Origin of the sequence: Streptomyces sp. NPDC088124, from assembly GCF_040685895.1 — a bacterium.
GTDB lineage: Bacteria > Actinomycetota > Actinomycetes > Streptomycetales > Streptomycetaceae > Streptomyces.
In genome coordinates, this window is record NZ_JBFBJB010000009.1 from 73,754 (window position 1) to 99,686 (window position 25,933).

The 25,933-nt window shown below is 72.7% G+C and carries 28 protein-coding genes and 2 pseudogenes; 12 read left to right on the forward strand and 18 right to left on the reverse strand.

Going from position 1 to position 25,933, the window contains the following annotated elements; all coding sequences use genetic code 11:
• The first annotated feature begins 166 nt into the window (after positions 1-166).
• Positions 167-1,234 carry an AI-2E family transporter gene (locus AB0P17_RS09785; RefSeq protein ID WP_365809253.1) on the forward strand — a complete coding sequence of 356 codons (1,068 nt, stop codon included), beginning with the start codon at positions 167-169 and terminating at the stop codon, positions 1,232-1,234.
• Positions 1,235-1,269: 35 nt separating this feature from the next.
• Here AB0P17_RS09785 and AB0P17_RS09790 read toward each other — a convergent pair whose 3' ends face one another.
• Together AB0P17_RS09790 and AB0P17_RS09795 are read right to left on the reverse strand one after the other, a co-directional pair.
• A complete protein-coding gene (locus tag AB0P17_RS09790) occupies positions 1,270-1,425 on the reverse strand; it encodes a DUF6131 family protein (protein WP_365809255.1) in 156 nt (51 codons plus the stop codon).
• Entirely contained in the window at positions 1,422-2,246 is an 825-nt protein-coding gene (locus AB0P17_RS09795; RefSeq protein WP_365809257.1) for a TioE family transcriptional regulator, read from the reverse strand. The genes AB0P17_RS09790 and AB0P17_RS09795 overlap by 4 nt, the downstream gene beginning before the upstream one ends.
• 169 nt (positions 2,247-2,415) lie before the next feature.
• Here AB0P17_RS09795 and AB0P17_RS09800 point away from each other — a divergent pair, with 169 nt between their 5' ends.
• The gene (locus tag AB0P17_RS09800; protein ID WP_365809443.1) at positions 2,416-3,570 is read left to right on the forward strand and encodes an erythromycin esterase family protein; all 1,155 of its coding nucleotides are present in this window, start codon (positions 2,416-2,418) and stop codon (positions 3,568-3,570) included.
• Positions 3,571-3,698: 128 nt separating this feature from the next.
• On the opposite strand, the gene AB0P17_RS09805 is transcribed toward AB0P17_RS09800, so the two are convergent.
• From AB0P17_RS09805 to AB0P17_RS09815, 3 genes are read right to left on the reverse strand one after another with little or no spacing between them, the layout of a single operon-like run.
• Positions 3,699-4,454, reverse strand: coding sequence for an FAD:protein FMN transferase (locus tag AB0P17_RS09805; RefSeq protein ID WP_365809259.1), 756 nt, complete (start codon positions 4,452-4,454; stop codon positions 3,699-3,701).
• A complete protein-coding gene (locus tag AB0P17_RS09810; protein ID WP_365809260.1) occupies positions 4,447-4,902 on the reverse strand; it encodes an FMN-binding protein in 456 nt (151 codons plus the stop codon). Before AB0P17_RS09810 ends, AB0P17_RS09805 begins: the two co-directional genes overlap by 8 nt.
• A gap of 11 nt (positions 4,903-4,913) precedes the next feature.
• Positions 4,914-6,299 carry a ferredoxin reductase family protein gene (locus AB0P17_RS09815; RefSeq protein WP_365809262.1) on the reverse strand — a complete coding sequence of 462 codons (1,386 nt, stop codon included), beginning with the start codon at positions 6,297-6,299 and terminating at the stop codon, positions 4,914-4,916.
• A 160-nt stretch (positions 6,300-6,459) separates the two neighbouring features.
• Here AB0P17_RS09815 and AB0P17_RS09820 point away from each other — a divergent pair, with 160 nt between their 5' ends.
• The 3 genes from AB0P17_RS09820 (at position 6,460) to AB0P17_RS09830 (ending at position 9,538) form a co-directional block, all read left to right on the forward strand.
• On the forward strand, positions 6,460-7,218 hold the full coding sequence (locus AB0P17_RS09820; protein ID WP_365809264.1) for a response regulator transcription factor: 759 nt from the start codon (positions 6,460-6,462) through the stop codon (positions 7,216-7,218).
• Positions 7,218-8,711 (forward strand): HAMP domain-containing sensor histidine kinase, encoded by a 1,494-nt coding sequence (locus tag AB0P17_RS09825; RefSeq protein WP_365809265.1) that lies wholly within the window; start codon positions 7,218-7,220, stop codon positions 8,709-8,711. The genes AB0P17_RS09820 and AB0P17_RS09825 overlap by 1 nt, the downstream gene beginning before the upstream one ends.
• A gap of 167 nt (positions 8,712-8,878) precedes the next feature.
• Positions 8,879-9,538: an NAD(P)H-dependent oxidoreductase gene (locus tag AB0P17_RS09830; protein WP_365809266.1), complete on the forward strand. Its 660-nt coding sequence runs from the start codon at positions 8,879-8,881 to the stop codon at positions 9,536-9,538.
• 4 nt (positions 9,539-9,542) lie between these two features.
• Here AB0P17_RS09830 and AB0P17_RS09835 read toward each other — a convergent pair whose 3' ends face one another.
• Together AB0P17_RS09835 and AB0P17_RS09840 are read right to left on the reverse strand one after the other, a co-directional pair.
• Positions 9,543-10,346, reverse strand: a complete 804-nt coding sequence (locus AB0P17_RS09835) for a methyltransferase domain-containing protein (RefSeq protein ID WP_365809267.1) — start codon at positions 10,344-10,346, stop codon at positions 9,543-9,545.
• A gap of 34 nt (positions 10,347-10,380) precedes the next feature.
• The gene (locus AB0P17_RS09840) at positions 10,381-10,962 is read right to left on the reverse strand and encodes a TetR family transcriptional regulator (RefSeq protein ID WP_365809444.1); all 582 of its coding nucleotides are present in this window, start codon (positions 10,960-10,962) and stop codon (positions 10,381-10,383) included.
• A 108-nt stretch (positions 10,963-11,070) separates the two neighbouring features.
• Here AB0P17_RS09840 and AB0P17_RS09845 point away from each other — a divergent pair, with 108 nt between their 5' ends.
• Entirely contained in the window at positions 11,071-12,264 is a 1,194-nt protein-coding gene (locus AB0P17_RS09845) for an MFS transporter (protein WP_365809268.1), read from the forward strand.
• A gap of 27 nt (positions 12,265-12,291) precedes the next feature.
• Here the strand turns inward: AB0P17_RS09845 and AB0P17_RS09850 are convergent.
• Positions 12,292-12,411, reverse strand: a pseudogene (locus AB0P17_RS09850) (AsnC family protein); the annotation flags it as partial.
• A gap of 71 nt (positions 12,412-12,482) precedes the next feature.
• Here AB0P17_RS09850 and AB0P17_RS09855 point away from each other — a divergent pair.
• Positions 12,483-12,653, forward strand: a complete 171-nt coding sequence (locus AB0P17_RS09855; RefSeq protein ID WP_365809270.1) for a hypothetical protein — start codon at positions 12,483-12,485, stop codon at positions 12,651-12,653.
• A gap of 273 nt (positions 12,654-12,926) precedes the next feature.
• On the opposite strand, the gene AB0P17_RS09860 is transcribed toward AB0P17_RS09855, so the two are convergent.
• Positions 12,927-13,649, reverse strand: coding sequence for a hypothetical protein (locus tag AB0P17_RS09860; protein ID WP_365809272.1), 723 nt, complete (start codon positions 13,647-13,649; stop codon positions 12,927-12,929).
• Between the two features lie 136 nt (positions 13,650-13,785).
• Positions 13,786-14,835 carry a sulfotransferase gene (locus AB0P17_RS09865; protein WP_365809274.1) on the reverse strand — a complete coding sequence of 350 codons (1,050 nt, stop codon included), beginning with the start codon at positions 14,833-14,835 and terminating at the stop codon, positions 13,786-13,788.
• Positions 14,836-15,125: 290 nt separating this feature from the next.
• Here AB0P17_RS09865 and AB0P17_RS09870 point away from each other — a divergent pair, with 290 nt between their 5' ends.
• Positions 15,126-15,935 (forward strand): SDR family NAD(P)-dependent oxidoreductase, encoded by an 810-nt coding sequence (locus tag AB0P17_RS09870; protein ID WP_365809275.1) that lies wholly within the window; start codon positions 15,126-15,128, stop codon positions 15,933-15,935.
• Positions 15,936-15,988: 53 nt separating this feature from the next.
• Here the strand turns inward: AB0P17_RS09870 and AB0P17_RS09875 are convergent, their stop codons facing one another.
• On the reverse strand, positions 15,989-16,552 hold the full coding sequence (locus AB0P17_RS09875; protein ID WP_365809277.1) for a rhodanese-like domain-containing protein: 564 nt from the start codon (positions 16,550-16,552) through the stop codon (positions 15,989-15,991).
• Between the two features lie 78 nt (positions 16,553-16,630).
• On the opposite strand from AB0P17_RS09875, the gene AB0P17_RS09880 reads away from it, so the two are divergent.
• Positions 16,631-16,912 (forward strand): metal-sensitive transcriptional regulator, encoded by a 282-nt coding sequence (locus tag AB0P17_RS09880; protein WP_098750301.1) that lies wholly within the window; start codon positions 16,631-16,633, stop codon positions 16,910-16,912.
• A gap of 29 nt (positions 16,913-16,941) precedes the next feature.
• Here the strand turns inward: AB0P17_RS09880 and AB0P17_RS09885 are convergent, their stop codons facing one another.
• The 4 genes and pseudogenes from AB0P17_RS09885 to AB0P17_RS09900 form a co-directional block, all read right to left on the reverse strand.
• Positions 16,942-17,694, reverse strand: coding sequence for a sulfite exporter TauE/SafE family protein (locus AB0P17_RS09885; protein WP_365809279.1), 753 nt, complete (start codon positions 17,692-17,694; stop codon positions 16,942-16,944).
• Positions 17,691-17,858 carry a hypothetical protein gene (locus AB0P17_RS09890; RefSeq protein ID WP_365809280.1) on the reverse strand — a complete coding sequence of 56 codons (168 nt, stop codon included), beginning with the start codon at positions 17,856-17,858 and terminating at the stop codon, positions 17,691-17,693. Before AB0P17_RS09890 ends, AB0P17_RS09885 begins: the two co-directional genes overlap by 4 nt.
• Positions 17,859-17,898: 40 nt before the next feature.
• Positions 17,899-19,275 (reverse strand): annotated as a pseudogene (locus AB0P17_RS09895) (MBL fold metallo-hydrolase).
• 68 nt (positions 19,276-19,343) lie between these two features.
• A complete protein-coding gene (locus tag AB0P17_RS09900) occupies positions 19,344-20,507 on the reverse strand; it encodes a serine hydrolase domain-containing protein (RefSeq protein ID WP_365809281.1) in 1,164 nt (387 codons plus the stop codon).
• A gap of 220 nt (positions 20,508-20,727) precedes the next feature.
• Between AB0P17_RS09900 and AB0P17_RS09905 the strand changes: the two genes are divergently transcribed.
• The 3 genes from AB0P17_RS09905 (at position 20,728) to AB0P17_RS09915 (ending at position 22,808) form a co-directional block, all read left to right on the forward strand.
• A complete protein-coding gene (locus AB0P17_RS09905) occupies positions 20,728-21,504 on the forward strand; it encodes a MerR family transcriptional regulator (protein WP_365809283.1) in 777 nt (258 codons plus the stop codon).
• A gap of 240 nt (positions 21,505-21,744) precedes the next feature.
• Complete coding sequence (locus AB0P17_RS09910) at positions 21,745-22,377, forward strand: hypothetical protein (RefSeq protein WP_365809284.1); 633 nt, start codon at positions 21,745-21,747, stop codon at positions 22,375-22,377.
• Positions 22,374-22,808, forward strand: coding sequence for a J domain-containing protein (locus tag AB0P17_RS09915; RefSeq protein WP_365809286.1), 435 nt, complete (start codon positions 22,374-22,376; stop codon positions 22,806-22,808). Before AB0P17_RS09910 ends, AB0P17_RS09915 begins: the two co-directional genes overlap by 4 nt.
• 14 nt (positions 22,809-22,822) lie before the next feature.
• On the opposite strand, the gene AB0P17_RS09920 is transcribed toward AB0P17_RS09915, so the two are convergent.
• Genes AB0P17_RS09920 through AB0P17_RS09930 form a run of 3 tightly spaced genes read right to left on the reverse strand, consistent with a single transcriptional unit; the run spans position 22,823 to position 25,820 of the window.
• Positions 22,823-24,877: a M48 family metalloprotease gene (locus AB0P17_RS09920; RefSeq protein WP_365809288.1), complete on the reverse strand. Its 2,055-nt coding sequence runs from the start codon at positions 24,875-24,877 to the stop codon at positions 22,823-22,825.
• On the reverse strand, positions 24,874-25,590 hold the full coding sequence (locus AB0P17_RS09925; protein ID WP_365809290.1) for a sigma-70 family RNA polymerase sigma factor: 717 nt from the start codon (positions 25,588-25,590) through the stop codon (positions 24,874-24,876). Before AB0P17_RS09925 ends, AB0P17_RS09920 begins: the two co-directional genes overlap by 4 nt.
• On the reverse strand, positions 25,587-25,820 hold the full coding sequence (locus AB0P17_RS09930; protein ID WP_365809292.1) for a hypothetical protein: 234 nt from the start codon (positions 25,818-25,820) through the stop codon (positions 25,587-25,589). The genes AB0P17_RS09925 and AB0P17_RS09930 overlap by 4 nt, the downstream gene beginning before the upstream one ends.
• Positions 25,821-25,933 lie beyond the last annotated feature (113 nt).

The window sequence follows — 25,933 nt, forward strand, 5'->3', positions numbered from 1 at the left end:
GCCCAGGCGATCGCACCCGCAGCCCGACCTTCCGGATCCAGGTCTCCCGAGTGACGGGCGGCGCCGCCGCAAGCGGATCCGTACGGCACCGCGCCGCACCGGCGGATCCACGGCGCGGCGCCCGGGGGCGCCGCGACCGGCGGGCGCGTGGGAGAGGGAATCACCGATGTCCCCCGCGCTGCGGAAGTGCGCCGCCTACGCGTGGCGGATCCTCCTCGTGGCGGCTCTCGTGTACGGCGCGCTCGTCGTGCTGGGACGGTTCCGCGACCTCGCGGTCGCGGTCTTCCTCGGGCTGGTCGGCGCCGCGATGCTGCGCCCGGTGGCGGACTTCCTGACGCCCGCGCTGCCCCGGTCGCTCGCCGTCGCGGTGGCGCTCCTCGGCAGCATCGTCCTGCTCCTCGGGGTGCTGTCCCTGGTCGGTGAGGCGGTGGCCGGGGAAACGGCCGGTCTGGAACGGCAGTTCGGCACCGGCCTGTCCAGGATCGAGCGCTGGCTCGAAGGGCCGCCGTTCCGGTTGAGCCACGGGGCGCTGACCGATGTCCGGACCAAAACGGGACAGTTCCTGTCCAGTCACCGGACCGCCGTGATCAGCACCGCGCTCACCGGCGTCGGCCGATTGATCGAGGTGCTGACCGTGCTCGCCCTGGCGGTCTTCTGCTCGGTCTTCTTCATCCACTCGGGCGAGCGTCAGTGGCGCTGGTTCTGCGATCAGCTGCCCGCGGCCGGGCGCGGCCGGACGGAGATCGCGGGGCGTGCGGCCTGGGGGACGTTCATCGGATACACCCGCGGCATCGTCCTGGTCTCCTCGACCAACGCCGTCCTCGTCGGACTGGCCCTGTTCGCCCTGGGGGTGCCGTTGGCGCTACCGCTCGCCGTGCTGGAGTTCTTCGCCACGTTCATTCCCCTGGTCGGTTCGCCGGTCGCGCTGGCCATCGCGGCGGTGGTGGCTCTGGCGCTGAAGGGGCCGGTCGTGGCGGCGATCGTGATCGCGCTCATCGTGATCATCGGCCAGATCGAAGGACACCTGCTCCACCCCCTCGTGATGAGCTGGGCCGTCCGGCTGCATCCGGTGGTGGTCGCGCTCTCGGTGCTCGGCGGCGCGATCGCCGCCGGAGTGGTCGGAGCCGTGGTGGCGGTGCCGCTGGTCTCCATCGTCTGGGCCGTCCACCAGGCCCTGCGGAGGGACAGGGAACGCGGTGGCGGTGCGACGACGCCGCGGGGCCGGCGCGCGTGAAGCTCCGCGTGGGGCACGGGCGATGCCCCCCCTCGTCACCAGTAGTGACGCCTGCCGCCCACCGCGTGCCCCAGGGCCCCCAGCGCCCACAGGATGGCGCCGATCGCGACAAGGATGATCCCGATGGTCCACAGAACGGAGACGCTGGTGACGAATCCGACCACGAGCAGGATGATGCCGAGGACGATCACCGTGTCCTCCCCTCGCTGCTGATTTCCTTGATTGTCCGCCCGCCGTGCCCGCTCCGCGATTCCGCCTCGCGGAGGTACGCGTCCAACTCGGCGGCCCCGGTCAGCATCGCCCGCCCGCGGGCGGACAGCCGGCCGTGCCAGTCGCCCAGCGCGGACTCCAGCGGCTCAAGACCGCCGGCCGCCCGCACCTGGGCGATCAGCGGTGCGATCTGCTCCAGCAGATAGCCACCGCGCCTGAGCTGGTGGGCCAGCCGGGCGTCCCGTACGTCGGCCTCGTCGTAGACGCGGTATCCGGTCAGCGGGTCGCGGCGCGGGCGGACCAGCCCGGCGCGCTCCCACGCGCGCAGCGTCGCGGGCCGGATGCCGAGCCTCCCCGCGAGCGGACCGATGAACATGGCGCCGGGCGACCGGCCGCCGGGCCCGGACTCCGTGGCCGGCCCGGACCTGCCGCCGGGCTCGCGCGGTGGGGTGGGCTCCAGGTCGTGGAGGGCGCTCTCGACGGCCTGGAGGGTCACCCGGTCGTCGAGGAGCTGGGCGTGGCTCTCGTCGATGAGGCGCAACGCCTCCTCGGCCGCGCCCCGGTTCACCGCCCGCATGATCGCCGACGCCGTCCGGTGGCCGTGCGCGGGCACCAGGGCGAGAAACGCGCGCAGCGCCCGCGCGTGCAGCGGGGTGTAGGCGCGGTACCCGTGGGGAGTGCGGCCCGCGGCCGGAAGGATGCCCGCCTCCTCGTAGTTCCGCACCGCCTGCGTGGACAGACCGTGCCCGCGCGCCAGATCGACCGGCCTGAGCCGCTCCCCGTTTTGAAGGTTCCGTCCCATGATGCCGACGATATCGCGGGAAAGTTTCCACCGAAGGTTCAACGATACCGTTGATGGCATGGATGCTGACATCAAGGACATCACCCCTGCCGCCACCACCCCTGCCGCCACAACCTCGGCCGCCACGCCCCTTGCCGTCGAGACCCGTGCCGTCGAGGCCGCCGCCGTCATGGGCCTCCTCCCCGACCGGCCGCGGCTGCTCGCCCTGGGCGAGCCCACCCATGGCGAGGACACTCTGCTCGATCTGCGCAACGAACTCTTCCGGCAGCTCGTCGAGAGCGAGGGCTACCGGACGATCGCGATCGAGAGCGACTGCGTGGCGGGCCTGGCCGTGGACGCGTACGTCACCTCGGGCACGGGCACGCTCGACGAGGTCATGGAGCACGGATTCAGCCACGGCTGGGGCGCCTTCGCGGCCAACCGCGAACTGGTGCGCTGGATGCGTGCCCACAACGACGGCCGGCCCGCGTCCGAACAGCTCCGCTTCGCCGGTTTCGACGGCCCGCTGGAGATCACCCACGCCGCGAGCCCCCGGCACGCCCTCACCGCCCTCCACGGCTACCTCTCGGCCCGGGTGGACGCGGACCTGCTCCCCTGCGCCGCGGACACACTCGACCGCCTGCTCGGCAGCGACGACCGGTGGACCGACCCCGCCGCGATGACGGACCCGTCCCGGTCCATGGGGCAGTCGGCGGAGGCCGGCCGACTGCGGCTGCTCGCCGACGATCTGGTGGCGCTGCTCGACGCCCAGACGCCGCACCTGATCACGGCGACCTCGCGGGACGACTGGGACCGGGCCCGCCTGTACGGGCGCACCGCGACCGGTCTGCTGCGCTACCACTCCCGCATGGCCGACAACTCCCCGGCCCGTATGACACGGCTGTGCGCACTGCGGGACGTGATGATGGCCGACAATCTCCTCGCCGTCGCCGCCCGGGGCCCGGCATTCGTCCACGCCCACAACTCCCATCTCCAGCGGGAGAAGAGCGGTATGCGGATGTGGCAGGGACCGGTGGAGTGGTGGAGCGCCGGCGCGCTGGTGAGCGCCCGGCTCGGGAAGGAGTACGCCTTCGTGGCCACGGCCCTCGGCACGATCCGGCACCAGGGGGTGGACACCCCGGCGCCGGACACCCTCGAAGGACTCCTGTACGCGCTCCCGGAGGACCGCTGCCTCGTCGACGCGTCGCGACTGGCCGCCTCCCTCGGCGGTACGCCGCCCGCGCCCCGCGTGTCCCCCTGGTTCGGCTACGCCTCTCTCGACCCGGCCCACCTGGCGAGCCTCGACGGCCTCGTGTTCGTCAAGGACGTCCCGCGGAGCCGCTGAGGGCGGTGCGGGCTCATCACGGGCCTGGCCGGGTCTTTCGGACCGGACACGGTCGTGTCCCCCGCCATGAGCCGCGCGACCGGTGCGGATCAGCCATGGCCGCACCGGTCGCGCCCGGCCGGAACGGCCTACCCGGGGAAGCCCGGCGTCCGCCAGGACCGGCCGTCGGGCAGGACGGCGAACGCCTCGTAGCCGTCGAGGGACTCCACCCAGTCGCGGGCCGCCTCGCCCATGGCGAAGGCGGCGGTGGCATACGCGTCGGTCAGGGTCAGTCCGGGGCCCGTGAGGGTGATGGAGGCCGGGCCGGCAGCGGGCGCTCCGGTGTGCGGGTCGACGATGTGGGCGCCGCGTTCGGCTGTGCCCGAGGTGGCGACGGCCAGGTCACGGCCGGTGACGACCGCGCACAGCGCCCCCGGACGCAACGGGTGGGCGATGCCGGTACGCCACGGCGTGCCGGGGGCCGCCTCGCCCCTGAGCCGGAGGTCGCCGCCGCCGTTGACACAGGTGTTACGGGCACCCGCGTCGTACAGGATGCGCGAGGCGTGCTCGACCGACCACCCCTTGACCAGCCCGGACGGGTCGAGCGTGGAGCCCGGCCGATGGCTGAACCAGCCGCCGCTGGCCCGCGCCGCGCCCTCGCAGAGGGCAAGGACGTCCCGTACCTCCGGCGAGCAGTCGGCCGGCCGGGTCTCGCCGCGCGCCAGGCGGCTTACGGCACTGTCCGGGCGGTACGGGGAGTACTCGGCGTCGACGTGGTGCAGCCAGGCCACGGCTTCCCGCAGGGCCGCCCCGATCGCCGGGGTGCGGGGGTCGCGGATGTCGAAGGAGAAGACGGTGCCCATGACGTGCTCGACGTGGCGCACTCCGCGCGGGGCGTCAGACACCGGCCCGGTCCAGCGCGCTCTGCAGGGATTGGATGTAGCCCTGGCTGGTGTAGCTGGCGCCGGAGACCGCGTCGATGTGCGCGCTGTGCGCCGCCAGCGCCTCCTGGGTCAGCCGGGGTACGGCGGTGGCGGCGAGCTGTCTGCTGCGGCCGTCCCCGGACGGTGCCTGGAGGACCGTGACGGCGGTCAGCTGTCCGTTCTTGACGGTGGCGGCGACCTGCACCGTGCCGTACTGGGTGGGCACGGCGTCGCCGGTGTAGCTGCCGCCGGTCGGGTGCGAGCTGCCCGGTGCGGGTGACGACGCGCTCCGCGACGGGGGCGCGGCGGGCGCCGGGGGTGGGCCCGCCGCGAGTGCGGCGGGACGGTGCGGCTTCAGGGAGAGCAGCAGGACGACGACGGCGCTGGTCGACGCCGCGACCAGCACGGCTCGGCGGACGGGTGCGGACATGCCGGGGCTCCTCAGAACGCGAACGACTCGTGGTGGATGTGGCGGCGCGGCACCCCGGCCGCACGCAGCGCGCGGCGCGCCGCGCCGGTCATCCCGGGCGGACCGCACAGGTACACCTCGTGCGCGGCGAGGTCCGGCACCAGGCGGGCCAGGGCGCGGGCGGTGAGCGGCGCGGTCCGGGCCGGGGTCATCCGCGCCGGGGCCGAGGCCGGTTCGTCGACGACGTAGTGCACGACGGCGCCCCGGGCGGCGGCGATCGCGTCGAGTTCGCCGCGCAGCGCCAGGTCCTCCGGGCGGCGGGCCCGGTAGACGAGGGTCACCTCGCCCGGCAGGGTCTCGAAGAGCGCCCGCAGCGGGGTGATGCCGACGCCGCCCGCCAGCAGGAGCACCTTGGCCGACCGGCGCCGACCGGCCGTGAAGGCGCCGTACGGGCCCTCCGCCCACACCCTGGTGCCCGGCCGCAGCGTGGCGAGGGCGGCGCTGTGGGCCCCCGCCGCCTTGACGGTGATCCGCAGCTCGCGCGGGTGAGGTGGCGCGGAGAGCGAGTACGGGTTGGCGGCCCACCACAGGCCCGGCGCCAGGAAACGCCAGCGGAAGAACTGCCCCGGGCGCGCGTTCAGTTCGTCCAGGTGCCTGCCGGCCAGATGTACGGAGACGACCCCCGGTGCCTCGTGCCGCAGAGCGGCGACGCGCAGCCGGTGGCGCAGGGCACGCCGCACGGGGACCACGAAGCGGTACCAGCCGATCAGCGCGGCCACCCCGAGATACAGGGCGTACCAGGTCACCTGGGCGGCTCGGTGGCCGACGAAGTCCGCGCCGTTGCTGAGCTGGTGGGAGAAGGCGAGGAAGACCGCCAGGTAGGTCGCGAAGTGGAGATGGTGCCAGGTCTCGTACCGCATCCTGCGGCGCGCGGCCCGTGCCGAGACGATCCCGGTGGCGACCAGCAGCAGGAAGGCGGCGGTCGCCTTGAGCATGTCCGGGTAGTGCAGGACGAGCGTGGACGTCTGCGCCACCACACCGGTGCCCGAGGTCAGGGCGTACCCGCAGATGATCAGCAGTGTGTGGGCGAGCACGAGAGAGACGGTGTAGCGGCCTCCCATGGCGTGCCAGCGGGCGAGCCGGTCGCTGCCGACGGTGTGGTCCAGGACGGGAGCGCGGGACATCAGTGCCACCAGAACCGCGCAGGCGTATCCGGCCAGCAGTCCCGTGATGCGGCCCGCGCCGGTCAGCCACCCCGCCACGCCCACCACCGAGGTGGTGTCGCGCCACCACAGCACGAGCACTCCGGCGGCGCCGACCCAGATGGCGCACTGTGTCAGCAGCGGCGCGATCGACCGCGGACGCCGCGGACGGGCCGTGCGGTCCGCCGGACGGCGGGTGGGAATCACCGTACTCATGAGGGCCCCCTCTCCTTCGATGTGAGGGCCAGCGTCACAGCGCGACCTATGAGAAGCCTCTGAGAACGCCGGTGGGCCGGTGCCTCCGGTGCACATTCAGAGGAAACTCAGAGCCCGCCGTCGCCCGGTGCCGTCGCTCGCGCGCGATGCTGGAGCCACCATGAACACGCACAGCTCCCCGCCCCGCCTGTACGGCGACGACGGCGGTCCCGTCCGGGTACTCGTCGTCGACGACGAGCCCGACCTCACCGAGGTCCTGTCCGGCGTGCTGTCGGACGAGGGCTGGCAGGTCCGCACCGCCGCCGACGGGGCGGGGGCCGTCGCCGCCGCCCGCGCCTTCCGGCCGCACGCCGTCGTCCTGGACTGGATGCTGCCCGACATGGACGGTCTGCGGGTGCTGCGGGAGCTGCGGGCGGCGAGCGGGGAGCTGGGACATGTGTGTGTCCTCTTCCTCACCGCGCGGGACTCCGTGGAGGACCGCGTCACCGGGATCACGGCGGGCGGCGACGACTACGTGACCAAACCCTTCAGCCTCGAAGAAGTGCTGGCCCGGCTGCGCGGGCTGCTGCGCAGGGCGGGCATGGCGCGCGACCCCGCCGCGGGCCGGCCGGACGGCGAGGGCCTGCTGACCGTCGGCGACCTGGTCATGGACGAGGAGGCGCGCGAGGTGACCCGGGGCGGCGCGCTCGTGGAACTGTCCCGTACGGAGTTCGAACTGCTCAGGTTCCTGATGCGCAACCCGCGCCGTGTGATGTCCAAGGCGCAGATCCTCGACCGTGTCTGGTCGTACGACTTCGGTGGCCGCGCGCATGTCGTCGAGCTCTACATCAGTTACCTGCGCAAGAAGGTCGACGCCGGCCGGACCCCGATGATCCACACCGTGCGCGGGGTGGGCTACGTCCTCAAGCCGGCGCCCTGATGCGCGCCGGAGCCCGTGCCCGGGCGGTCGGCCTGACGCGGCGGCTGCGCCCCCGCACCTTGCGCGGTCAGCTCACCGGTGGGCTCGTCGTCCTGCTGGCCCTCGCCTGCCTGGCCGTGGGCGTCACGACCGTCCTGGCCCTCGAAGGGTTTCTCGTACGCCGGCTGGACCAGCAGCTCACCGCGTCCGGGGGGCGCTTCGCGGCGAGCCTGGAGCACGAGGCCACACCGGACTCCGACAACCGGCCCGACACCCGGGGCCAGTCGGAGGGCACGTTCGGCGCGCGCCTGCTGCACGGTACGACCACCCGGGCGGCCGTCGTACGGGACCGGACGGACGCCCCGGTGCCCCTCACCGCCGAGGACCGGCGGACCCTGGCCGACGTGCCCGTCGACGGAGACGGGCACAGCCGACGGCTGTCCGCTCTCGGCGCCTACCGGCTCACCGCCGTACGGGGCGACGACCAGGACGTCCTGATCACCGGATTGCCCCTCCGGCCGGTGGAGGAGACCGTGCGCCGGCTGGAGGGCGTGGAGGCGGTGGTCTTCGGCGCCGCCCTGGCCGCCACCGGTGTCGTGGGTGCCCTGTGGGTACGGCTCTCCCTGCGGCCCCTGCGGCGTGTCACGGCCACCGCGGCGAGCGTGGCCGAACGGCCCCTGGCCGACGGTGACATCGCCATGCCGGAGCCGGTCCCGGTCGCCGACCCCAGGACCGAGGTGGGTCAGGTGGCCACCGCCGTCAACCGCATGCTGGGCCATGTCGGCGGCGCCCTGGAGCGGCGCCGGGCCAGTGAGGAGCGGCTGCGCCACTTCGCCGCGGACGCCAGCCACGAACTGCGCACCCCCGTGGCCAACATCCGCGGTCACGCGGAGCTGGCGCTACGGCACCGGGGCCCCGTACCGCCCGAGGTGCGGCGCGCGCTGGACCGGATCCACGCCGAGTCCCGGAGGATGAGCCGCCTCGTCGACGATCTGCTGCTGCTCGCCCGGCTCGACGCGGGGCGCGCCCTCGACCGGAGCCCGGTGGATCTGACCCGGCTCGTCCTCGACGCGACGGAGGACGCGCGCGCCGCGGGCCCCGGGCACCGGTGGCTGCTCGACCTGCCCGAGCAGGCGGTGACGGTCACGGGAGACGAACACCGGCTGCACCAGGCCGTCGGAAACCTCCTGGCCAACGCCCGCACCCACACCCCGCCCGGCACGGAGGTCAGCGTACGGCTCCGGTCCGGTACCGAGCCCGACGCCGGCCACCCCCGGGTCAGGGTCACGGTCGCCGACAACGGCCCCGGCATCCCCGCGGGACTCCGGCCCGAGGTGTTCGGCCGCTTCGTCCGCGCGGACCACAGCCGCTCGCGCACGGCGGGCAGTACCGGCCTGGGACTCGCCATCGTCCAGGCGGTGGTGACCGCGCACGGTGGCACGGTCACCGTCACGAGCCGCCCCGGGCACACGGTCTTCACGGTGGAACTCCCCGCGCCGCCACCGGAGCCGTAGCCCCTGACAACGCCCCGCGCGGAGGCCTCCCGCGCCCCGGGGCCCCACGCCCCCGCGCCCCCCTGTCGGACCACTCGGGAGCCCGCGGTGCGTCGTGTGGTGGGGCGCGCCGGGCTGGGGAAGACTGACTGCCGGGGGGACCATCGCCCGGCGAAAGAGACCGCACCATGACCATGGACGCCGAGCCGGCTCCCGTTCGAGTCCTGGTGTTCGGCGCCGCACTGCGCGCCGGGTCCACCAACGCGCGGCTCGCCTCGCTCGCGTCGGACCTGATCACCGGGACCGGTGCCGAGGTCGACCTGGCCAGGATGCGGGATTTCGACATGCCGCTGTACGACGGGGATGTGGAGGATGCCGAAGGGCTGCCCGCCGGTGCCCTGGCCCTGTGCGAAAGGATCAAGCGCTGCGACGCGTTCGTGATCTCGTCGCCCGAGTACAACGCCTCCGTTCCGGGAGTGCTGAAGAACGCCGTCGACTGGGTCTCCCGGGTACAGCCGCAGCCGTTCAAGACCAAGCACGCGCTCCTGGTCTCGTCCTCCCCGTCGATGATCGGCGGCAACCGCGGCCTGTGGGCGCTGCGGGTCCCGCTGGAACACCTCGGGACACGGGTCTATCCGGACATGTTCAGCCTGCCCCGTGCCTACGATGCCTTCACCGAGGACGGCCGGCTCGCCCACCCCGGCTCCCAGGAGCGGCTCACCGACACCGTCTGCGGGTTCATGCGGCTGGTCCGCGCCGACGTGGAGTTCGTGTGCCTGCGGCGCCGCTGGTACGAGTTCCCCGGCGACCGCACCGACGCCCCGGTCACCCACCGGAGCGAGGAATAACCTGTTACGGGCGGCGGCCCCACGCGGAGATCATCGGGGCGGTGGCCAGGTCGAGGCGTCCGGTGGCGACGTGCGCGAGGTGGCGGTCGATCTCCTCGTCGGTGGCGAGTCCTTCCGCCACCAGACGGCCGCGGATCTGCCGCACCGTCGCGGCCTCAAGAACGGCACACGCCGGCGAGGTGATCGGAAAGTAGGCGTCGGCCCGGACGTCGTCCAGACCGGCTTCACGCAGCAGCCTGGGCAGGGTGCGCCCGTACGTGAGGTCCGCGCCCCGTGCCGCCATCAGGGTGCGGAAGCCGGACCGCAACCGGTTGGCGAGCCTCTGTTCGGAACCCGATTCGTCCGGGCACAGCAGCGGCTGCAGCCCGGGGTCGGCGTCCTCCAGGAGCAGTCGGCCGCCGGGCCGGAGCGCCTGGACCATCCGGCGAAGCGCCTCGGCGCGGTCGGTGACGTGGACCAGGACAAGTCGGGCGTGGACGAGGTCGAAGCCGCCGGGCGGCGGCGGGTCGGCCGCCACGTCGTGGCGCAGCACCTCGATCACCCCACCGGCGATGTCCCGGGTCCAGGACACGTCGATGTCGGTGGCGACCACCCTTCCCTCGGGGCCGACCCGCTCGGCCAGCCCGAGGGGTACGGACGGACCACCGGCTCCGACCTCCCAGCAGCGCATGCCGGCCGCGATCCCGAGCTGGTCGACGTGCCGGAACGTCACCGGATCGAACAGCTCACCGAGGGCCTCGAATCGGGTCCCCGCCTCCGATTGCCGGTTGTCCAGCAGGTAGCCCTGATCCGTGTCGTGCTCAGCCATGCGGGGATTCTGTCAGGTGCCCGGGACACCGGGTTCACTCAGTGCCGGCGGAGAGGTCCGGTGCGGCGCTGACGATCGCGTGGACGGTCTCGGTGACGAGCCGCCGGTCCAGGGGCGCGCCGTCGAAGGCGCGGTGCATGGGCCAGCCCTCGATCAGGGCGTCGAGCGCGCGGGACACCCCCGGCGTGAAGTAGAGGGCGAGGCTGTCCCGGCTGCGTTCGAGCCAGGTGCGGGCCGTGAGGGAAACCGCCTCGTTGTGGTTGGCGTAGGCGTACATCTCGAAGATGAGCGTCATGTCGCGCTCCGTGGCGTAGGCCGGCCCGCAGATCAACTCGACGACGGCCGCCTCGGCTTCGGCGGCCGATCCGGCGGCACGCATGGTCTGCCGGTAGAGCGTGGACATGGTGTCGGCGAGACGCACGAACGCCTGCGCGAGCAGATCGTCGATGCCGTCGAAGTAGTACGTCAACGAGCCGAGCGGAACCTCCGCCCGCGCCGCGATCCTGCGATGGGTGGTCCGGTGCACCCCGCTCTCGGCAATGACGTCGAGGGCGGCATCCAGGATGCGCTCCTTGCGTCCGGGGTCGTTGGGGATCTCGCGTCGTGTGCCGGTCACGCGTCCAATGTGCCATGAGGCACCCCTCAGCAAGTGTGTACAGACGTACACGCTAGTGCGTACGATGGTACACACTCTGCTCGTATGTGTTTGGGGAGCCCACCGTCCATGACCGCCGAACCCGCTCTGCGCCGTACCGCCGTCTTCGCCTTGTTCTTCGTTCCCGGCCTGACCATCTCCTCCTGGGTGTCGCGCACCCCCGACGTGCGCGACCTGGTCGGCGCCTCCACGGCGCAGATGGGCCTCATCCTGTTCGGGCTCGCGGCCGGGTCGATGATCGGCATCCTGTGCTCGGGCCCGCTGGTGGCCCGCTGGGGCGCCCGGCCCGTGATCGCGGTCGGGACGACGGCGGTGGCGGCCGGCGCCGGGGTCGTCGGCATCGGGGCCGGCACGGGCTCGGGGCTCGTCGTGGCGCTGGGCCTGGGCCTCTTCGGCCTCGGGATGGGCGGCGGCGAAGTGGCCCTCAACGTCGAGGGCGCGGAGGTGGAGCGGTTGCTCGGCCGCTCCACGATGCCGGCCATGCACGGCTTCTTCAGCCTCGGTACGGTCATCGGCGCCCTCGGCGGAATGGGCCTGACCGCGGTCGAGTTCCCGGTCCTCGTCCATCTCGCGGCCGTCGCGGCCGTGGTCCTGACCGTGCTGGTTCTCGTGATCCGCCGGGTTCCCCCGGGCGTGGGCCGACGGGCCGGCGCCGCGGACCGGGCACCGGACGCGGAACGCACGCCGGTGTGGAGGGACACGAAGCTGCTGCTCATCGGATGCGTCATCCTCGCCCTTGCCATGGCCGAGGGGACGGCGAACGACTGGCTCCCGCTGGTCATGGTGGACGGCCACGGCTTCGACCCTGCTCTCGGATCGGCCGTGTACGCCGCGTTCGCCGCCGCGATGACGGTCGGGCGCTTCGTCGGCGGGCGCGCCGTCGACCGCTTCGGGCGGGCCGCCGCGCTCTGCGCGAGCGCGCTCATCGGGGCGGCGGGACTGGCCCTTGTGATCTTCGTCGACCATCAGGCCGTCGCGGCCGCCGCGGCCGTCCTCTGGGGCCTGGGAGCATCGCTCGGGTTCCCCGTCGCGCTCTCCGCGGCAGGCGATTCCGGCGACGACTCCGCCGCCCGCGTCGCGCTCGCCGCCACCGTCGGCTACGTCGCGTTCCTCGTGGGGCCGCCCTCCCTCGGGTACCTCGGCGAACACTTCGGACTGCGCCAGGCCCTGCTCCCCGTTCTCGTCCTGGTGGTGGCCGCCACCTTCGCGACGCCCGCCGCTCGCTCCCGGGCGCCACGGGTCATGGAGCGGCACGGCGGATGATGCCGGCGGCCCGGTGAGGCGGTTCCACCGTCGCGCGACGGTGACCGGGTTGATCCCGAGCACCTCGCCGATCAGCGTCCAGGGGGCCCGGGGGTGGATCTGCAGGGCGTGCACGAGGCCACGATCCAGCTCGTCGAGCTCCGCCACGGCACTATCCTGCGCGCTCAGGGGCGGCGCTTCTCTGCGTACCGGAACGAATTCGGCACGGAAACTGTGCTGTGGGCAGTCTCACGTCCGGCCGCGTCGCGGACCTCGTCGTGTGCGACGGGGATCCGCTCACCGACATCGGCGTGCTGGGCGATCCGGCCCACATCGTGTGCGTGATCCAGGACGGTGTGGTCCGCAAGGAATCGCTGCGGCCGGGCACCCCCGCCGCGGGGCGGCCATGATGCCGACGTGGCGCCGGTCGCCCGCCAGGCGCACATGATGAGCGATCCATAGCGTCTTCTACGGTTCGACCTGCCGCTCCGGTCCGGGGCGCGCATCGGTCCGGACTGAGCACACCGGTCCGGGGCGCGCATCGGTCCGGACCGAGAGGACGCGGCAGGCACGGTCTTCCGTCGTGGTGGTCGGCGATCCAGCCACTCCGTGACCACCGGAAGCCGTGCCCGCGCGTGTACCGGCTACGACGAGCCCACCGGAAAAGGGGCGGGGCCCCGGGCTCAGGACAGGAAGCCGCCGTAGGGACCGTTCCGGATCCGGTCCTTCTGCTGCTGGCTGAAGTGGCAGTTCGGATACTCGTAGAACGAGCCCGACATCGGCGTGCCGTCGGTCTGCGAGGAGTCGGGCAGGCCGAGGGCGTGGCCCAACTCGTGCACCATGCCGCCGTACCACCGGTTCATCGGGCCGTTGACCCCGGCGGCGCCGTCGGCGTCGTGGCCGCTGAGGATCACCCAGCCGCTGCCTCCACCGCCGCCCGAGACACCCGTCTTCTCCGCGCTCACTTCGCCGACGCACAGCCAGCGGGGGTCCGGGGATCTGAGGCCGAACCTGGCCATCAGCTCCTGCTGCATGTTGAAGACCACCCACCAGTACGCTTCGCCGCCGTTCGGTGTGTTCTCGTACCAGGCCCGCCCGTGGTTGCCCTGGACCACCTCCACCGCCGGGTCGTTCAGCTTGAACGTCACACCGAGTTCCTGGCGGTAGTAGCGCTGTGACTCCCGCATGACGCCGGTGATGCCGTTCGGGTACCGCGAGTCGTTCGCCACATCCGAGGGCCTGAGCCAGAACACTCGTACCGTCCCGGTCGGCGGGTCGGCCGCTCTCCGGTCCGCCGATCCCGGCGCCGCCTGGGCGGTGCCGGTGAACGCCCCGGAACCAACACCCGCGATCCCCCCGGCCGCCACGGTCAGTACCGAGCGCCGCGTGAACTTACATCCTTCCACCGGACATCCTCTCCATTGAGGCATGGACATGACCAAATCACGCTCGGCGACCAGTGTGCGACATGGCGGCTCCCCGGGCGTAGCTGACATCAAGCCGCAGTCGGGGAAGTTGAGTTCCCCCGGCTCGGCGTCGCCGCTACGACGGTCGCGAGGCGGGCCCTTCCGTGGACAGGACGCGCAGGCCGGGCGCGCAACCGGCCACCAGCTCGGCGCGTTCGGAAGCGGGCAGGGAGTTCGCGGAACCGCGGCGGCCGGGGTCGAGAAGGGCGTCGGCGGAGCGGAGCCACTCCGGCCGCGGGGCGACGCCGATGAACTCGGCCATACGGGTCAGTTCGGTGGCCGGGTCGTCCAGCAGGTCCTCGTAGGCGAGGGTGGCGCCCCGGCCGACGGGCAACCGGGCGATGAATTCCGTTCCGTCGGTGACCAGTTGGGACCACAGGGCGCCGAAGGTCCGCAAGGGGATGGGGTGATGGGTCACCAGGGCGGGATCGAAACGCTCGCCGAGCAGCGTCGTCAGAGCGGGAGGAAGCGTCCGGACGTGGGCATCGGTCAGCTCGTCGAGACGAGTGACCTCGCACCGGCGGAGGATCTCCCGCGTCAGACAGATCACGCGGTAGCCGGGGTGGCGGCTCATCGACAGCGCGCAGTCGGGGCCGTCGCGGAACAGGTGGACGAACCGCGCATCGGGGAACGTCTCGCGCAGGAGAGGGGCCCAACCGGTGGAGTAGCCGGAGCGCTCGACGACATGGGACCGCCCCAGCCGGGCGCACAGATGTCCGAAGAGCGCCCGGTGATGGCCGGCCGGGGAGCGTTCCGGCCAACGGACCACCGTGCGCTCCAATTCGTCGAGGAGCCCGTCGGGATCCTCTGTGAGATGTGGGAGCACCATCAGCGACAGGCCCGGGATGCCCGTGGTGGACACGTCGTACCGCCGCCCGGGCTCGCGGGTGTACAGGAATTCCGGCATGGGCAGCCCGCTGCGGAGCATCTGCGCGAAATACGGTGTGGGCGTGGCCAGGGTCCGCCAGAACTCCTCCCCGGTCAGCCGGCCTTCGGGGAAAGCGGTCTCCCCGACGGAGGCCATGTACTCGTTCAGGCTCAACACGTCCGGGTGCATGGCCAGGATGCGGGAGAGCGCGGTCGACCCACTGCGACCGGTGCCGATGACGAAGGTCAGGGTGCGCATGGATGTCCTTCCGCCAGGGGGAATGAGCGTGCCCGCCGCCGAGCGCGCCACAGACTATCCGCCGGCGGACGCCTCCGGGCCCCGTCGCACGTACGACCACCCAGGGCCGGCCGCTGACGCGGCGGGCGCTCCCTGATCCAGCCTGATCCGGACGCCAGGGCCTGGACCACCGCACCTCGCGCAGCGTCTGCCGCGACGTCGGATGCGCGCGCGACCGGCAGCCTGGGGGTGGCGTACCCCGGATCAGAGCGGCCTGGCCGGCCTCCCGTGCGGCGGACATGCTCGGTCCCATGACCAACAACCTTTCGGAAAACATCTCCCTGTCGGCTCCCGGTGCGTCCGCGGGGCTGCTCGCCGGCCGGGTCGCGGTGATCACCGGGGCAACCGCCGGGATCGGCGCCGCGACCGCGCACCGCTTCGCCTCGGCCGGAGCGGCGGTCGCTCTGCTCGGCCGGCGGTCCTCGCGGCTGGACGATCTCGCCGCGACCCTGCGCAAGGAAGGCTCCGCCGAGGTCCTGCCCCTCGCCGTCGACGTCACCGACCCCGCCGCGCTGGCGACCGCGGCGGCGACGATCCGTGGCTCCCTGGGCAGCCCCGACCTGGTCGTCGCCAATGCCGGTGTGATGCTCGGAGCGCCGTTCGACGAGGCGGACACCGCCGAGTGGGACCAGATGATCGACGTGAATCTCCGGGGACTCCTGACGACCGGCCGGGTCTTCATCGACGACCTGCTCGCCGCTGCGGACGCCGGGCGGGCCGCGGACCTGGTCAACATCAGCTCGATCGCGGCCGAGGTGATCTTCGCCGACTATCCGGTCTACGGTGCGACCAAGGCCGCGGTCACCCAGCTGACCCGCAACCTGCGCGCCTCGCTCGGACCTCGCGGCGTACGGGTGCGGTCCGTCGACCCGGCGTTCGCCATCACCGAACTCGGCGATTCCATGGCGCACGAGGCCACCCGGTTGGGGCTGGCCGAGATGCGGTCGGCGATCACACCCATCACCGCCGGCGACGTGGCCGACGCGATCACGTACTCGGTGGCGGCGCCGGCCCGGGTCAACATCGCCGAGCTGACGGTCGTGCCCACCCAGCTCGGCTGAGAGCACTGGTCCCGCCGCCCCGGGCGGTTGCCGTCCCCGTGGATCCGGTGGCGTCAGGCGGTCAGGACGGCGAGGGTGGCCTCCAGATCGGCCGTCCTGGGCTGGTTGTGGGGAAGCCTGGCGAGCACTGCGGCCATGCCACAGGTGTTGGTCACGGCGGAAAGGACCAGGCCGCCGGCGATGCCCGCGGACAGCCGGCGCGCCGCGCTCCACTTCTGTCCGGCGGCCAGGCCGGCCAGGACGAGGAGTCCGGCGGTGAGGCGGACCTGGCGCTCCATGGCCCAGGGGGTGCGGGTGCCGGCGGGGCGGTGGGTGTCGTGACCGAGCTGTGTCCAGGCGGTGGTGCCCCCGGTGAGCGTGGCAGCGGTGATGCCTTGATCGGCCAGACGCCGGCAGGCGGTCGCCGAGCGGGCGCCCGAGGCGCACACGATGAGGAGATCACCGCGACCGGCGGCGGTCCTGAGGGCGGGCAGCGCGGTGTCGAGGTGGTCGAGGGGGATGTTGTGGGCGCCGGGCAGGTGGCCGGTGGCGTATTCGCCGGGGGTGCGCACGTCGATGACGGTCAGTTCGTGCAGCCGGGCGTTGGCCCGGTCGGCGGTGAGGGCGGTGTATGCCACGGGGGATCGTCCTTTGTTCGGTTAAGGTGGCCCTTTCGGCACGATACCCAAGGGGGTATCTCGAAAGGAGTGTGGGTCGTGGAACTGGCGATGGCGGCTGAGGAACTGAAGACGGTGGTCAACCGGCTGCGCCGGGCCCAGGGTCAGATCGCCGGCGTGATCAAGATGATCGAGGAGGGAAGGGACTGCGAGGACGTGGTCACGCAACTCGCGGCGGCTTCCCGGGCCTTGGACAAGGCGGGTTTCGCGATCATCGCCACCGGTCTGCAGCATTGCCTGACCGATGAGGACATGGCCGCGTCCGGTGACCGGGAACAGATGCGCGCGCGGCTGGAGAAGCTGTTCCTTTCTCTGGCCTGAGCCGTGGCGCCGCGTCGCCGCCCGACTCATCAGGTGAGGGCGTCGATCAGCATGAAGGCGGCCACAGCCAGCAGCACGACGGCGAAGGCGCGCCGCAGGAGCGTGCCGGTGACCGCGTGGGCCAGGCGCTTGCCGTCCCAGGCGCCCAGGATCGCCGCCCCGGTGAAGGGGCCGATCACCGCCCAGTCGATGGAGCCGGTGGCCCCACCCCGGGTGGTCAGGGAAGCGAGCGAGTTCGCCGAGATGACCAGCAGGCTGGTACCGACGGCGGCTCGCATCTCGAAGGCCAACACGGTGACCAGGGCCGGGACCGCAAGGAAGCCTCCGCCGACGCCCAGCAGTCCGGTCAGGGCGCCCAGTCCCGCGCCGGCGCCGGCCGCCTTGACGGGCCCTGCCCCGCCGACCGTCGAGCCGGTGACGGCATGGCCGGGGCGCAGCATCCTGATGGCGGCGAGCGCGGCGACGGCCGCGAACGCGGCGGTCAGCACCGGCTGGGGCAGGCGGGACGCGGCGGCTCCGGCCGCGGCGGCGGGCAGGAGTCCGGCCGCCGCGAAGAGGGCGCCGGCTCTCCAGCGGACGTTGCCCGTACGGGCGTGGGCGTACAGGGCGGTGAGTGAGGTGGCGGTGACGATGACCAGGCCGCCGGTGGTGGCCGCGGCCGGCGTGAAACCGAGCAGGTAGATCAGCGCGGGTACCGCAAGGACACTGCCGCCTCCGCCGAGCGCGCCGAGCGTGAGTCCGACCACGGCCCCGGCGATCAGGGCCAGGATCAGCGCGCTCACGCTATGACACCGCCGCCGTCGCCCCGATCGCCGGTGACCGGCAGGCCCGCGCGGGCCCGTGTCGCGCGGACGTCCGGCGGAACGGCCGGGCCGGCCTCGATCCGCCGGTGGGCCCGTTCCGCGGTGAGGCGGCGGCCCGGACCGCGACCAAGAAGCGAGATCATCGTTTGATCACTTTTCATGTGAGTGGCGTGGCAGGGCGCGTCAGTCGGTGGCGTCGGCGCGCGTGAGGGTCAGTCCCGCCTCGGTGGCGGCGTCGAAGCCGTCGTCGACGGCGATGACATCGCGGCCGGCGGCGTCGAGGAGTGAGGCGGCGATCGCCGCGCGCGTCCCGCCGGCGCAGTGCACCCACACCACTCCGTCCGGCACCTCGCCGATGCGGTCGCGCACCTCGTGGATCGGCAGGTGGACCGAGCCCTCGACCCAGCCGCCCGCGCGTTCCGAGTCCCGGCGCACGTCCAGGACGACCATGTCGTCGCCACGCCCGCGAGCAGCGGCGAGGTCGGCGAAGCGGGCGCGGGAGAGGGAGGCGAGTTGCTCGCCGTCGCGGACCCAGCCGGCCGGGTCGCCGGTGGCGGCGGCGGCCGGGCGGTCGATGCCCACCCGCACGAGTTCCCGCTGCGCGGCGGTGATCCGCTCCGGGGTGTCGGCGAGCAGGGTGACGGGTTTGCCCCACGGGATCAGCCAGGCCAGATAGGTGGCGAGCTTGCCCTCACCCTCGAAGTTGAGCGATCCGGCCACATGCCCCTCGGCGAAGGCCGAGCGGCCGCGCAGGTCCACCACTCACTCACCGGCGGCCAGCCGGGAGGCGATCTCCTCGGCGTCCGCGTGCCGGGGCGGAGTGAGGTCGACCGGTGCGGGGCCCGCGGCGTTGGCCGGGCCCATGTGCGTGTAGTACGCGGGCACATCGTCGAGCCCGGCGAGCAGCCGGGCGACGAAGGTGTCCACGTCCATGGTCAGTGCGTCGTTGGTCCTGCGCTCATCGCCGATCGTGGTCGCGTCCCTCTCGGCCTGTGAGGCGGAGCAGAAGCTGCCGAATCCATGGGTGGGCAGGACCGGCACCTCGTCGTCCAGCTCATCGGCCAGCCGGTGGGCGGAGGCGTGCTGGGCGCGGGCCAGTCGCTCGGTCAGCCCGGGTTCGACCAGGTCCGGGCGGCCCACCGCGCCGATCAGCAGCGACCCGCCGGTGAACGCCGCCACACCGCGCCCGTCCTCGGTCAGGGTGTAGGAGGTGTGGTGCGGGGTGTGCCCGGGAGTGGCCGTCGCGCGCAGCGCCAGCCCCTCGTCCACCGTCACGGTGTCCCCGTCGGCGACGGGGGTACGGGCGAACGACACATGCGCCCCGGCCGGCACCAGGTAGTGGGCGCCGGTGACGCGGGCCGGCTCCGGGCCGCCGGTGACGTAGTCGTTGTGCACATGCGTTTCGGCCACGAAGGCGATGCGTACCCCGCGGCGGGCCGCGGCGGCGATGACCTGGTCGATGTCGCGCGGCGGGTCGATGACCACCGCGGCACGGGTTCCGCCGGCCAGGTAGCTGCGGTTTCCCAGGCCCTGTATCTCCAGGGTGTCCACAAAGAACACGGTTCACTGCCCCCCGCAGGCCGCCTTCCCTCCCGGTCCCGCCTTCAGGAAATACGGATGCGAGGTGCTCAGTCCGTCGACTGCACCGGCTCGGCCACCTCGTCGGTCGATCCGGCCCGCTCTCCGCCGAACACCTCATCGACGAGCCTCTGCATCGCCTTCTGGAACGCCCCGGCCAGCGACATCGCCGCGTCGTCCACATAGTTGAGCGCGGCGGTGAGGGTCTTGCTGCCGTCGGCCGTGCTGTACATCAGCGCCGCGTGGCCCGCGGCGCCGCCGTTGTGGAAGAGGAGGGTGTCGCCGTCGGGGCCCGTGTCCTGCACACGCAGCCCCAGGCCGAAGCCGCTCTCGGGATGCGGCGTGCGCATCTCGGCCAGCAGCCCGGCCGGCAGGAGCTTGCCGCCCGCCAGCGCGGAGATGAACGTGTGGAGGTCCTGGGTGGTGGAGATCATGTCTCCGCCGGCGGAGACCCAGGAGGGGTTGTGGCGGGTGATGTCGACCGTCTGCTGTCGGCCGGCTTCCTCGTACCGGTAGTAGGCGTGGGCGTGCGGCTCGGGAATCTCCGGCGAGGTGTACGGCACCACGGTGTCCGACAGGCCGAGCGGACCCAGGATCCGCTCTTGCGTCTCCTCGGCGCACGAGCGGCCGGTGACCTTCTCGACCAGCAGCCTGGCCAGCACGTAGTTGGTGTTGGAGTAGCTCCAGCCCGTCCCCGGCTCGAACCGCGCCGGCTTGGACAACGCCAGCCGTACCAGCTCTTCCGGCGAGTAGGTCTTGAACCGGTTGTCCACCCACTCCCGGCCCGAGATGGTGGAAGGGATCCCCGCTACGACCGTCCCGTCCTCGAAGAGCTCGCCGGTGAAGTTGAACACCCCGCTGGTGTGCTGCAACAGCATCCGTGCCGTTATCCGTCGGTCAAGGGCGAACTCGGGCAGGTAGTCGGCCGCCGGGGCGTCCAGTTCGATCCTGCCTTCGGCCACCAGTTGCAGCACCAGGGTCGCGGTGAAGGTCTTGGTGTTGCTGCCGATCCGGACGTACCCGTCGACCGGCGGCTTGGCAGCCTCGCCCAGCTCGGCCACCCCGGCACTGCCGACCCACTCGCCCCGCTCATCGTTCACGCGCAGCGACACCCCGGCGAGACCGGAATCGACGATCTCCTGGATGGCCTTCTGCAACTCCGGGCGGTTCTGTACGGCAACGGAGTTCTCTGCGGTGTGGAGGGACTCACTCATGGTCATTCCTCAATCTCGCGACAGTTGGCCCTGGTGGCTACCGCCCCCTTCGAGGCGGCCTCGCGATGAGCGTGGGGGCTGACCCAAGGTCAAGGTCAACCTCTGTCGCGGCCATGGGCTGCCCGGCACCGGTCACTGCGCGCTACCCTCGCTCCTGTGATCGCCCGCGACCGGCACCGCGAGACCGCGGCCGCCCACGATCCGGAGGTGTGCTGAACCGATGGCGAACGGGCTCACGATCGGTCAGGCGGCGGCGTTCGTCGGCGTCACGATCAAGACGGTGCGGCACTATCACCGGCTCGGCCTGGTGGCCGAGCCGGAACGCGACGGTTCCGGCTACCGGCGCTACGGGTCGGCCGACCTGCTCCGGCTGATCCAGGCCAGGACCCTGGCCGGGGCCGGCGTACCGCTGGCAGAGATCGGCGACCTGCTCGACGCCGATCCCGAGCGGTTCGCCGCCGCCGTGGACGACGTCCATCGCCGCCTCACCGAACGGATCGAGGACCTGACCGCACGCCGCGACACGCTGCACCGGCTCGACCACGGCGACCGGGCCCTTCTGCCCGACCGGGCCTGCGCGATCCTGGACCGGCTCACCGATCTCGGCTTCAGCCCCGACTACGTGGCCGTGCAACGCGAGGGTCTGGTGCTGGCCCGGGCACTGATTCCGGAGATCTTCGACAGCTTCCTGACCCAGCTCGAACACTCGCTCGCCGACCCCGAGTTCATCGAGCTGACCAAGCGCAGCTGGGATGCCAGATCCTGGAATCCCGACGACCCGCGGATCGAGGATCTCGCGTCCGCGGTGGCCGCCAATCTGCTGGCCAACCGTGCGCTGCAGACGATGCCGACCGGGTTTCAGAACCAGTCCGACGCCGCCGCCCGGTACGGACTGGTCAACCACCACGGGGAAGACCAGGGACCCTCCATCGCCCGGTTGAATGCCCTGGTCGAAGCGCACCTGCGTGCGGCCGGCATCCATATCCCGCGTCAGTGACGCCCTCTGCAGACGTGCCTCGGGGCAGTCGGTGATCGAGAAGGGTGGGCGTCGTCCCGGATTTCCGTGCCGGGCGCTGGTTTTCGCGCATGCGCCCCCGGACAATGGGGCTGGTATCGGCCGAATCGCTCCGGGAGGCCCCGCATGACGTCGCAGCCTGTGCCCTGGCCCGGTGAGGGCGGCGCGGTGGACCGCCGGTCCGGACGGTTCCCGGCACCGAGGCCATCCGTGGGGGCTCCCGTGCATGACGCCGGGACGCTTGGGTTCGTCGACCTGCCCGGACGGGACTACTGGTGGCGGCAGTTGGGTGAGGCGGTCCGGGACCGGATGATCGCCAGGGTCGGGCCGATGGTCGAGTGGTGGGCGTACTGCCACCGGACGGACAACGAGCGTCCGTACGCGGTGGTGTTCGGGGAGCGGGGCCTCGCCGTGAGCACTCCGACGCTCAACGACCGTGGCGGGCCCGCTCAGTTGCTCACGGTGACGCCTTTCGTGCCGTCGTCCTTACGGCATGCGGTGGTGGTGCGGAAGCCGACACGGGCCCGGTCCGGCAGAGTCGCGCTGCCGGGCGCGTCGGCTCCGGAGCGGCGGGGCGGCGAGGAACTGCCGCTGTCGACGCGGATGCGCGGATTCCTCGGCAATCTGCCCGCGGAGGCGCAGTCGCGGATGCAATGGCCGTTCGTCAACGGTGATGTGTTCGACAGCGGGGACTTCCACTACTCCGGGGACGGGGACGAGATGGACGTCTGGTGCTATCTGGCCGGACGCCGCTGGGTGACGTTCGTGTCGGGACACGGCACGGCTCTGTCCGGGCCCGCGCACCGCGCCTCATGGCGGCTGATCTGCCGGCAGGCCGAGGTGGCGACCCGATGACCGAGGCGGCCGAACCGGACTACTACGCGGTCCTCGGTGTCCCTGCCGACGCCGGCCGGGCCGAGATGGGGCGGGCGTACCGCCGCAAGGCGCTCACCCACCATCCCGACAAGGGCGGCGACGCCGAGGCTTTCCAGGTCCTGCACCTGGCCTACGAGACCCTGACCGACCCGGTGCGGCGTGCCGCGTACGATCGCCGTCGTACGAGAAGGCCGTCGACCGGTGCGCGGTGGACTCACGCTGAGCCGCCGCCCGCAGCCGACCCTTTCGCGTGGGCGCAAGGCGCTGGTCCGGTCACGGACGACCGCCGGGTGCGCTCCGTGCCCTTCCCGGACCACGACCCCGGCGTCTCCTGGCGGCGGGCCGACCGGTTCGCCTGGTGGCGCCCTGTCGAGGAGCCGTGGCCGAAGCGGCGTGGCCGCCGTCGCTGACCCGGCGTTCCCGGTCACCGGCACCGTGGCGTGCCGCCCTCCGGCACCAGCAACCGCTGCCCTACGACGAGGACGGTCCCGCGCCCCATGTCGTTGTACTCCTGAAGGGCTTTGACCGTGGTGCCGTACCGGCAGGCGATTTCGGTCAGCGTGTCACCGGGCACGACGCGGTGGACGCGGTAGGGGAAGTCGCGCAGGGGGAACGTGAAACTCTGGCTCGGAGTGGGCAGCGGTACGTCGAGACCCGGCGGTAGGTCGAGGCCCGGCCCCGTCGGCAACGGCAGGTCAAGTTGCGGCGCGGGCGAGTACTGCGGGGCCGGCGAGTACTGCGGGGCGGCCGGTGTGGGGAACGCCGGCCGGTAGGGCTGCGAGGAGTCCGCGCCGATCAGGGCGATGCCCCACACCGCCCCCGCGGCGATCAGCGCGCCTACGGTCACCTTGGCGACCTTCCGCTGCCGTGCGAGTTCCCCGAGGACCAGGTCCGGGGCGCGCCGGGTGGTCCGCGGGACGGTCGTACGCCCGGCCGGCGCGGCCACGGTACGCAGGGCCAGCACGACGGGCGCCCCGGTGTCGAGGCCGAGGCGGGCCAGCTCCCGTCGCAGGGCGGGTACTCCCGCATGGTTGTGTACGGCGGCGGCTACCAGATCCTCCAGGCGGCCGGCCGAGTCCTGAGGGCAGTCCAGCAGGTAGCCGCGGGTCCAGCTGAGTGTCCAGTGGGCCCGGCCCGCTCCGGCCAGCGCCTGTCCGGTCAGCGCGTACAGCGCTTCGGCGAGTTGCTCCTCGGGCTCGGGGGCATCGGTGAGACGGCGTATCAGCTCGGCCGACTCCCCGCGCTCCAGCAGATCGAGAACGGTGGCGAGGGTGGGCCGCGCGGTGATGCCGGCGCCGCGTGCCGCGTCCAGCAGGAGGCTCGCGAGTTCGACCGCGAACGCCTCGGCGGCCAGGTCGGCCCAGGTGGTCACGGACAGCTCGGTCACCGGCCCCCCGGTCTTGTCGAGCATGCTCTGCCGTACCCGCCGCACGAGTCTGTCGGCGGTGACCAGCGGCCCGTCGTCGACGACGTCCGGGGTGTCCCCGGCGGGCCGCGCCTCGATCAGGGCCAGCCGCCGGGCCAGCGGCGGGTGGGAGTCCAGCGGGGACCGGCCCGCTTCGACCGGGTGCTCGCGCAGGTCCGCCATCCGCTCCCGGACGCACGGATCGTCCAGCATGGCGGCGAAGGCCTCGAACACGTCCTCGGGCGCGAACCCGAGGCGCTGCACCGGCCGCAGGTAGCGGCTCTCGAACCCGGCCCAGGTGAGGGCGAGCGCGTGGACCGCGCGCAGCGCGTCGGCGGTCACCGCCGGGCCGACCGCCGCGACCGCCTCCGCGTCCGCCTCCAGCTCCTGGCGCCGGCGCACCGCGAGCGACAGGCGGAAGTACAGCCACCCGTAGCAGCTGATCACCCAGTGGAACAGCCAGGCGTACCCCGACCTGGCCTCCTCGGACCGCGCGGTCATCCGGAGCCGGAACAGAACGGAGCCGAGTGCCGCCGCCCCACGGTAGGTGAGCGCGCCGAACCGGGTGTGCCGGCCCGCGTAGTGGCCGAGTTCATGGCAGAGCACGGCCCGCAGCTCCATGGGCTTCAGCCACATCAACAGCGGGACGCCGAGGTACATGGTCCGGTCCCCGACGGCGAACCCGAGCAGCCGGGCCTTCTCCGACACGGACGCGTTGGCCTCCGGTGTGAGGTAGATCCGGTCGGGCGGACGCGTGCGCAACCGCCCGGCCAGGTCCTCGACCAGCCGCCACAGGCCGGGCGCCGCGGCGCGGCTGACGAGGACCGCCGCGGGTGGGTGCTCCTCCGTGCGGCTCACCGTCGCGATGCCGTACAGGAGCGCGACGGCCGCCGGGATACTGCCGCCGAGGACCAGCGACCAGTTGCCCGCCCGCGAGGGCGCCTCGACCATCAGCAACAACATCGCCGCGACCAGCGCCGCGTCGGTCACGAGGAGCGCGGACGCCACGACGTAGAACCCGGCGAGCAGTCCTACGGCGAGCAGCCCGCGTAACCAGCCCAGAACTGCCGTCACCCTCTCTCCTCCGCTCGGCGGGCCACCGCGGCCCGCGCCCGGCCGAGCAGCTCCGGGTCCGACCGGAGGGCCGCCCGCAGCCAGTTTTCCGTGTCGCGCAGAGCCGCGTCGACAGGGTCACGGCCGAGGCCGATCCGGCTCACGTCCACCCGGCCGAGACGGCCCGGGCCCGGTTCCGCCCCGCCCAGGAACGGATCACGACCACCGATCGTCTCGTCCGCGCTCATGCCCAGCGCCTCCTTCAGCGTCTGGCGCGCCTTGGACACGTTCGCGGCGACCCCGCCGCGTGTCATCCGCAGCGCCTTGGCGATCTCGCTCTGGGACCAGCCGTGCAGGCAGAACAACACCATGGTGGTCCGCTGCCGTGGTGGCAAGGCGGCGAGCAGCCGCAGCACCTCGCGTGCCTCGGCGCTCTGCTCCGGGCCCGCCTGGACGGGCACCGGTACCTCGGGCAGTCGCTGCTCGCCCGTTCTGCGCCTGCGCTGGGTCTTCCACAGCCGCTGGACCGCCACCCGGTACACCCACGCCTCGGGCAGTTCGTACCCGGCGATCCGCTCCCAGACCCGGTACGCCTCCACGAACGCCTCCTGGGTGACGTCCTCGGCGTCCGCGCGGCTGCCGCACACCATGATCACCTGCGCCAGAATGCGGGTGTACGAGCCGGAGAAGAAGGTCTCGAAGTCGCGGGGCCGCATGGCCGGTTCCGTACTCACGGGCGGTCCGTCCCGGCGGGCCCGAGGGCCACCGCCGCCGAGCGCGCGGTGAGCGTGTCGCCGTCCGCTCGTGTGACCTCGACCGTGCCGCCCGGTCCCGCCGCCCGCACCAACGTGGCCAGAGCCTGCGCCCACGCCCGCTCCTTCGCGGGCCGCATCCACAATGCCGCCAGCGCGTACACCAGCCGGGCACACACCGGTACCACGACCAACACCACAGGGTCGATCATCTTCGCGTCCTTCCTCGGACTCGCAGCAGTGACACCCGGATACAGCCGCACGCGCCCAGGGTGTTTACCCCCGGATGGGAAAGGATGCCGCGTGTACAGCCTCACCCTCGCCG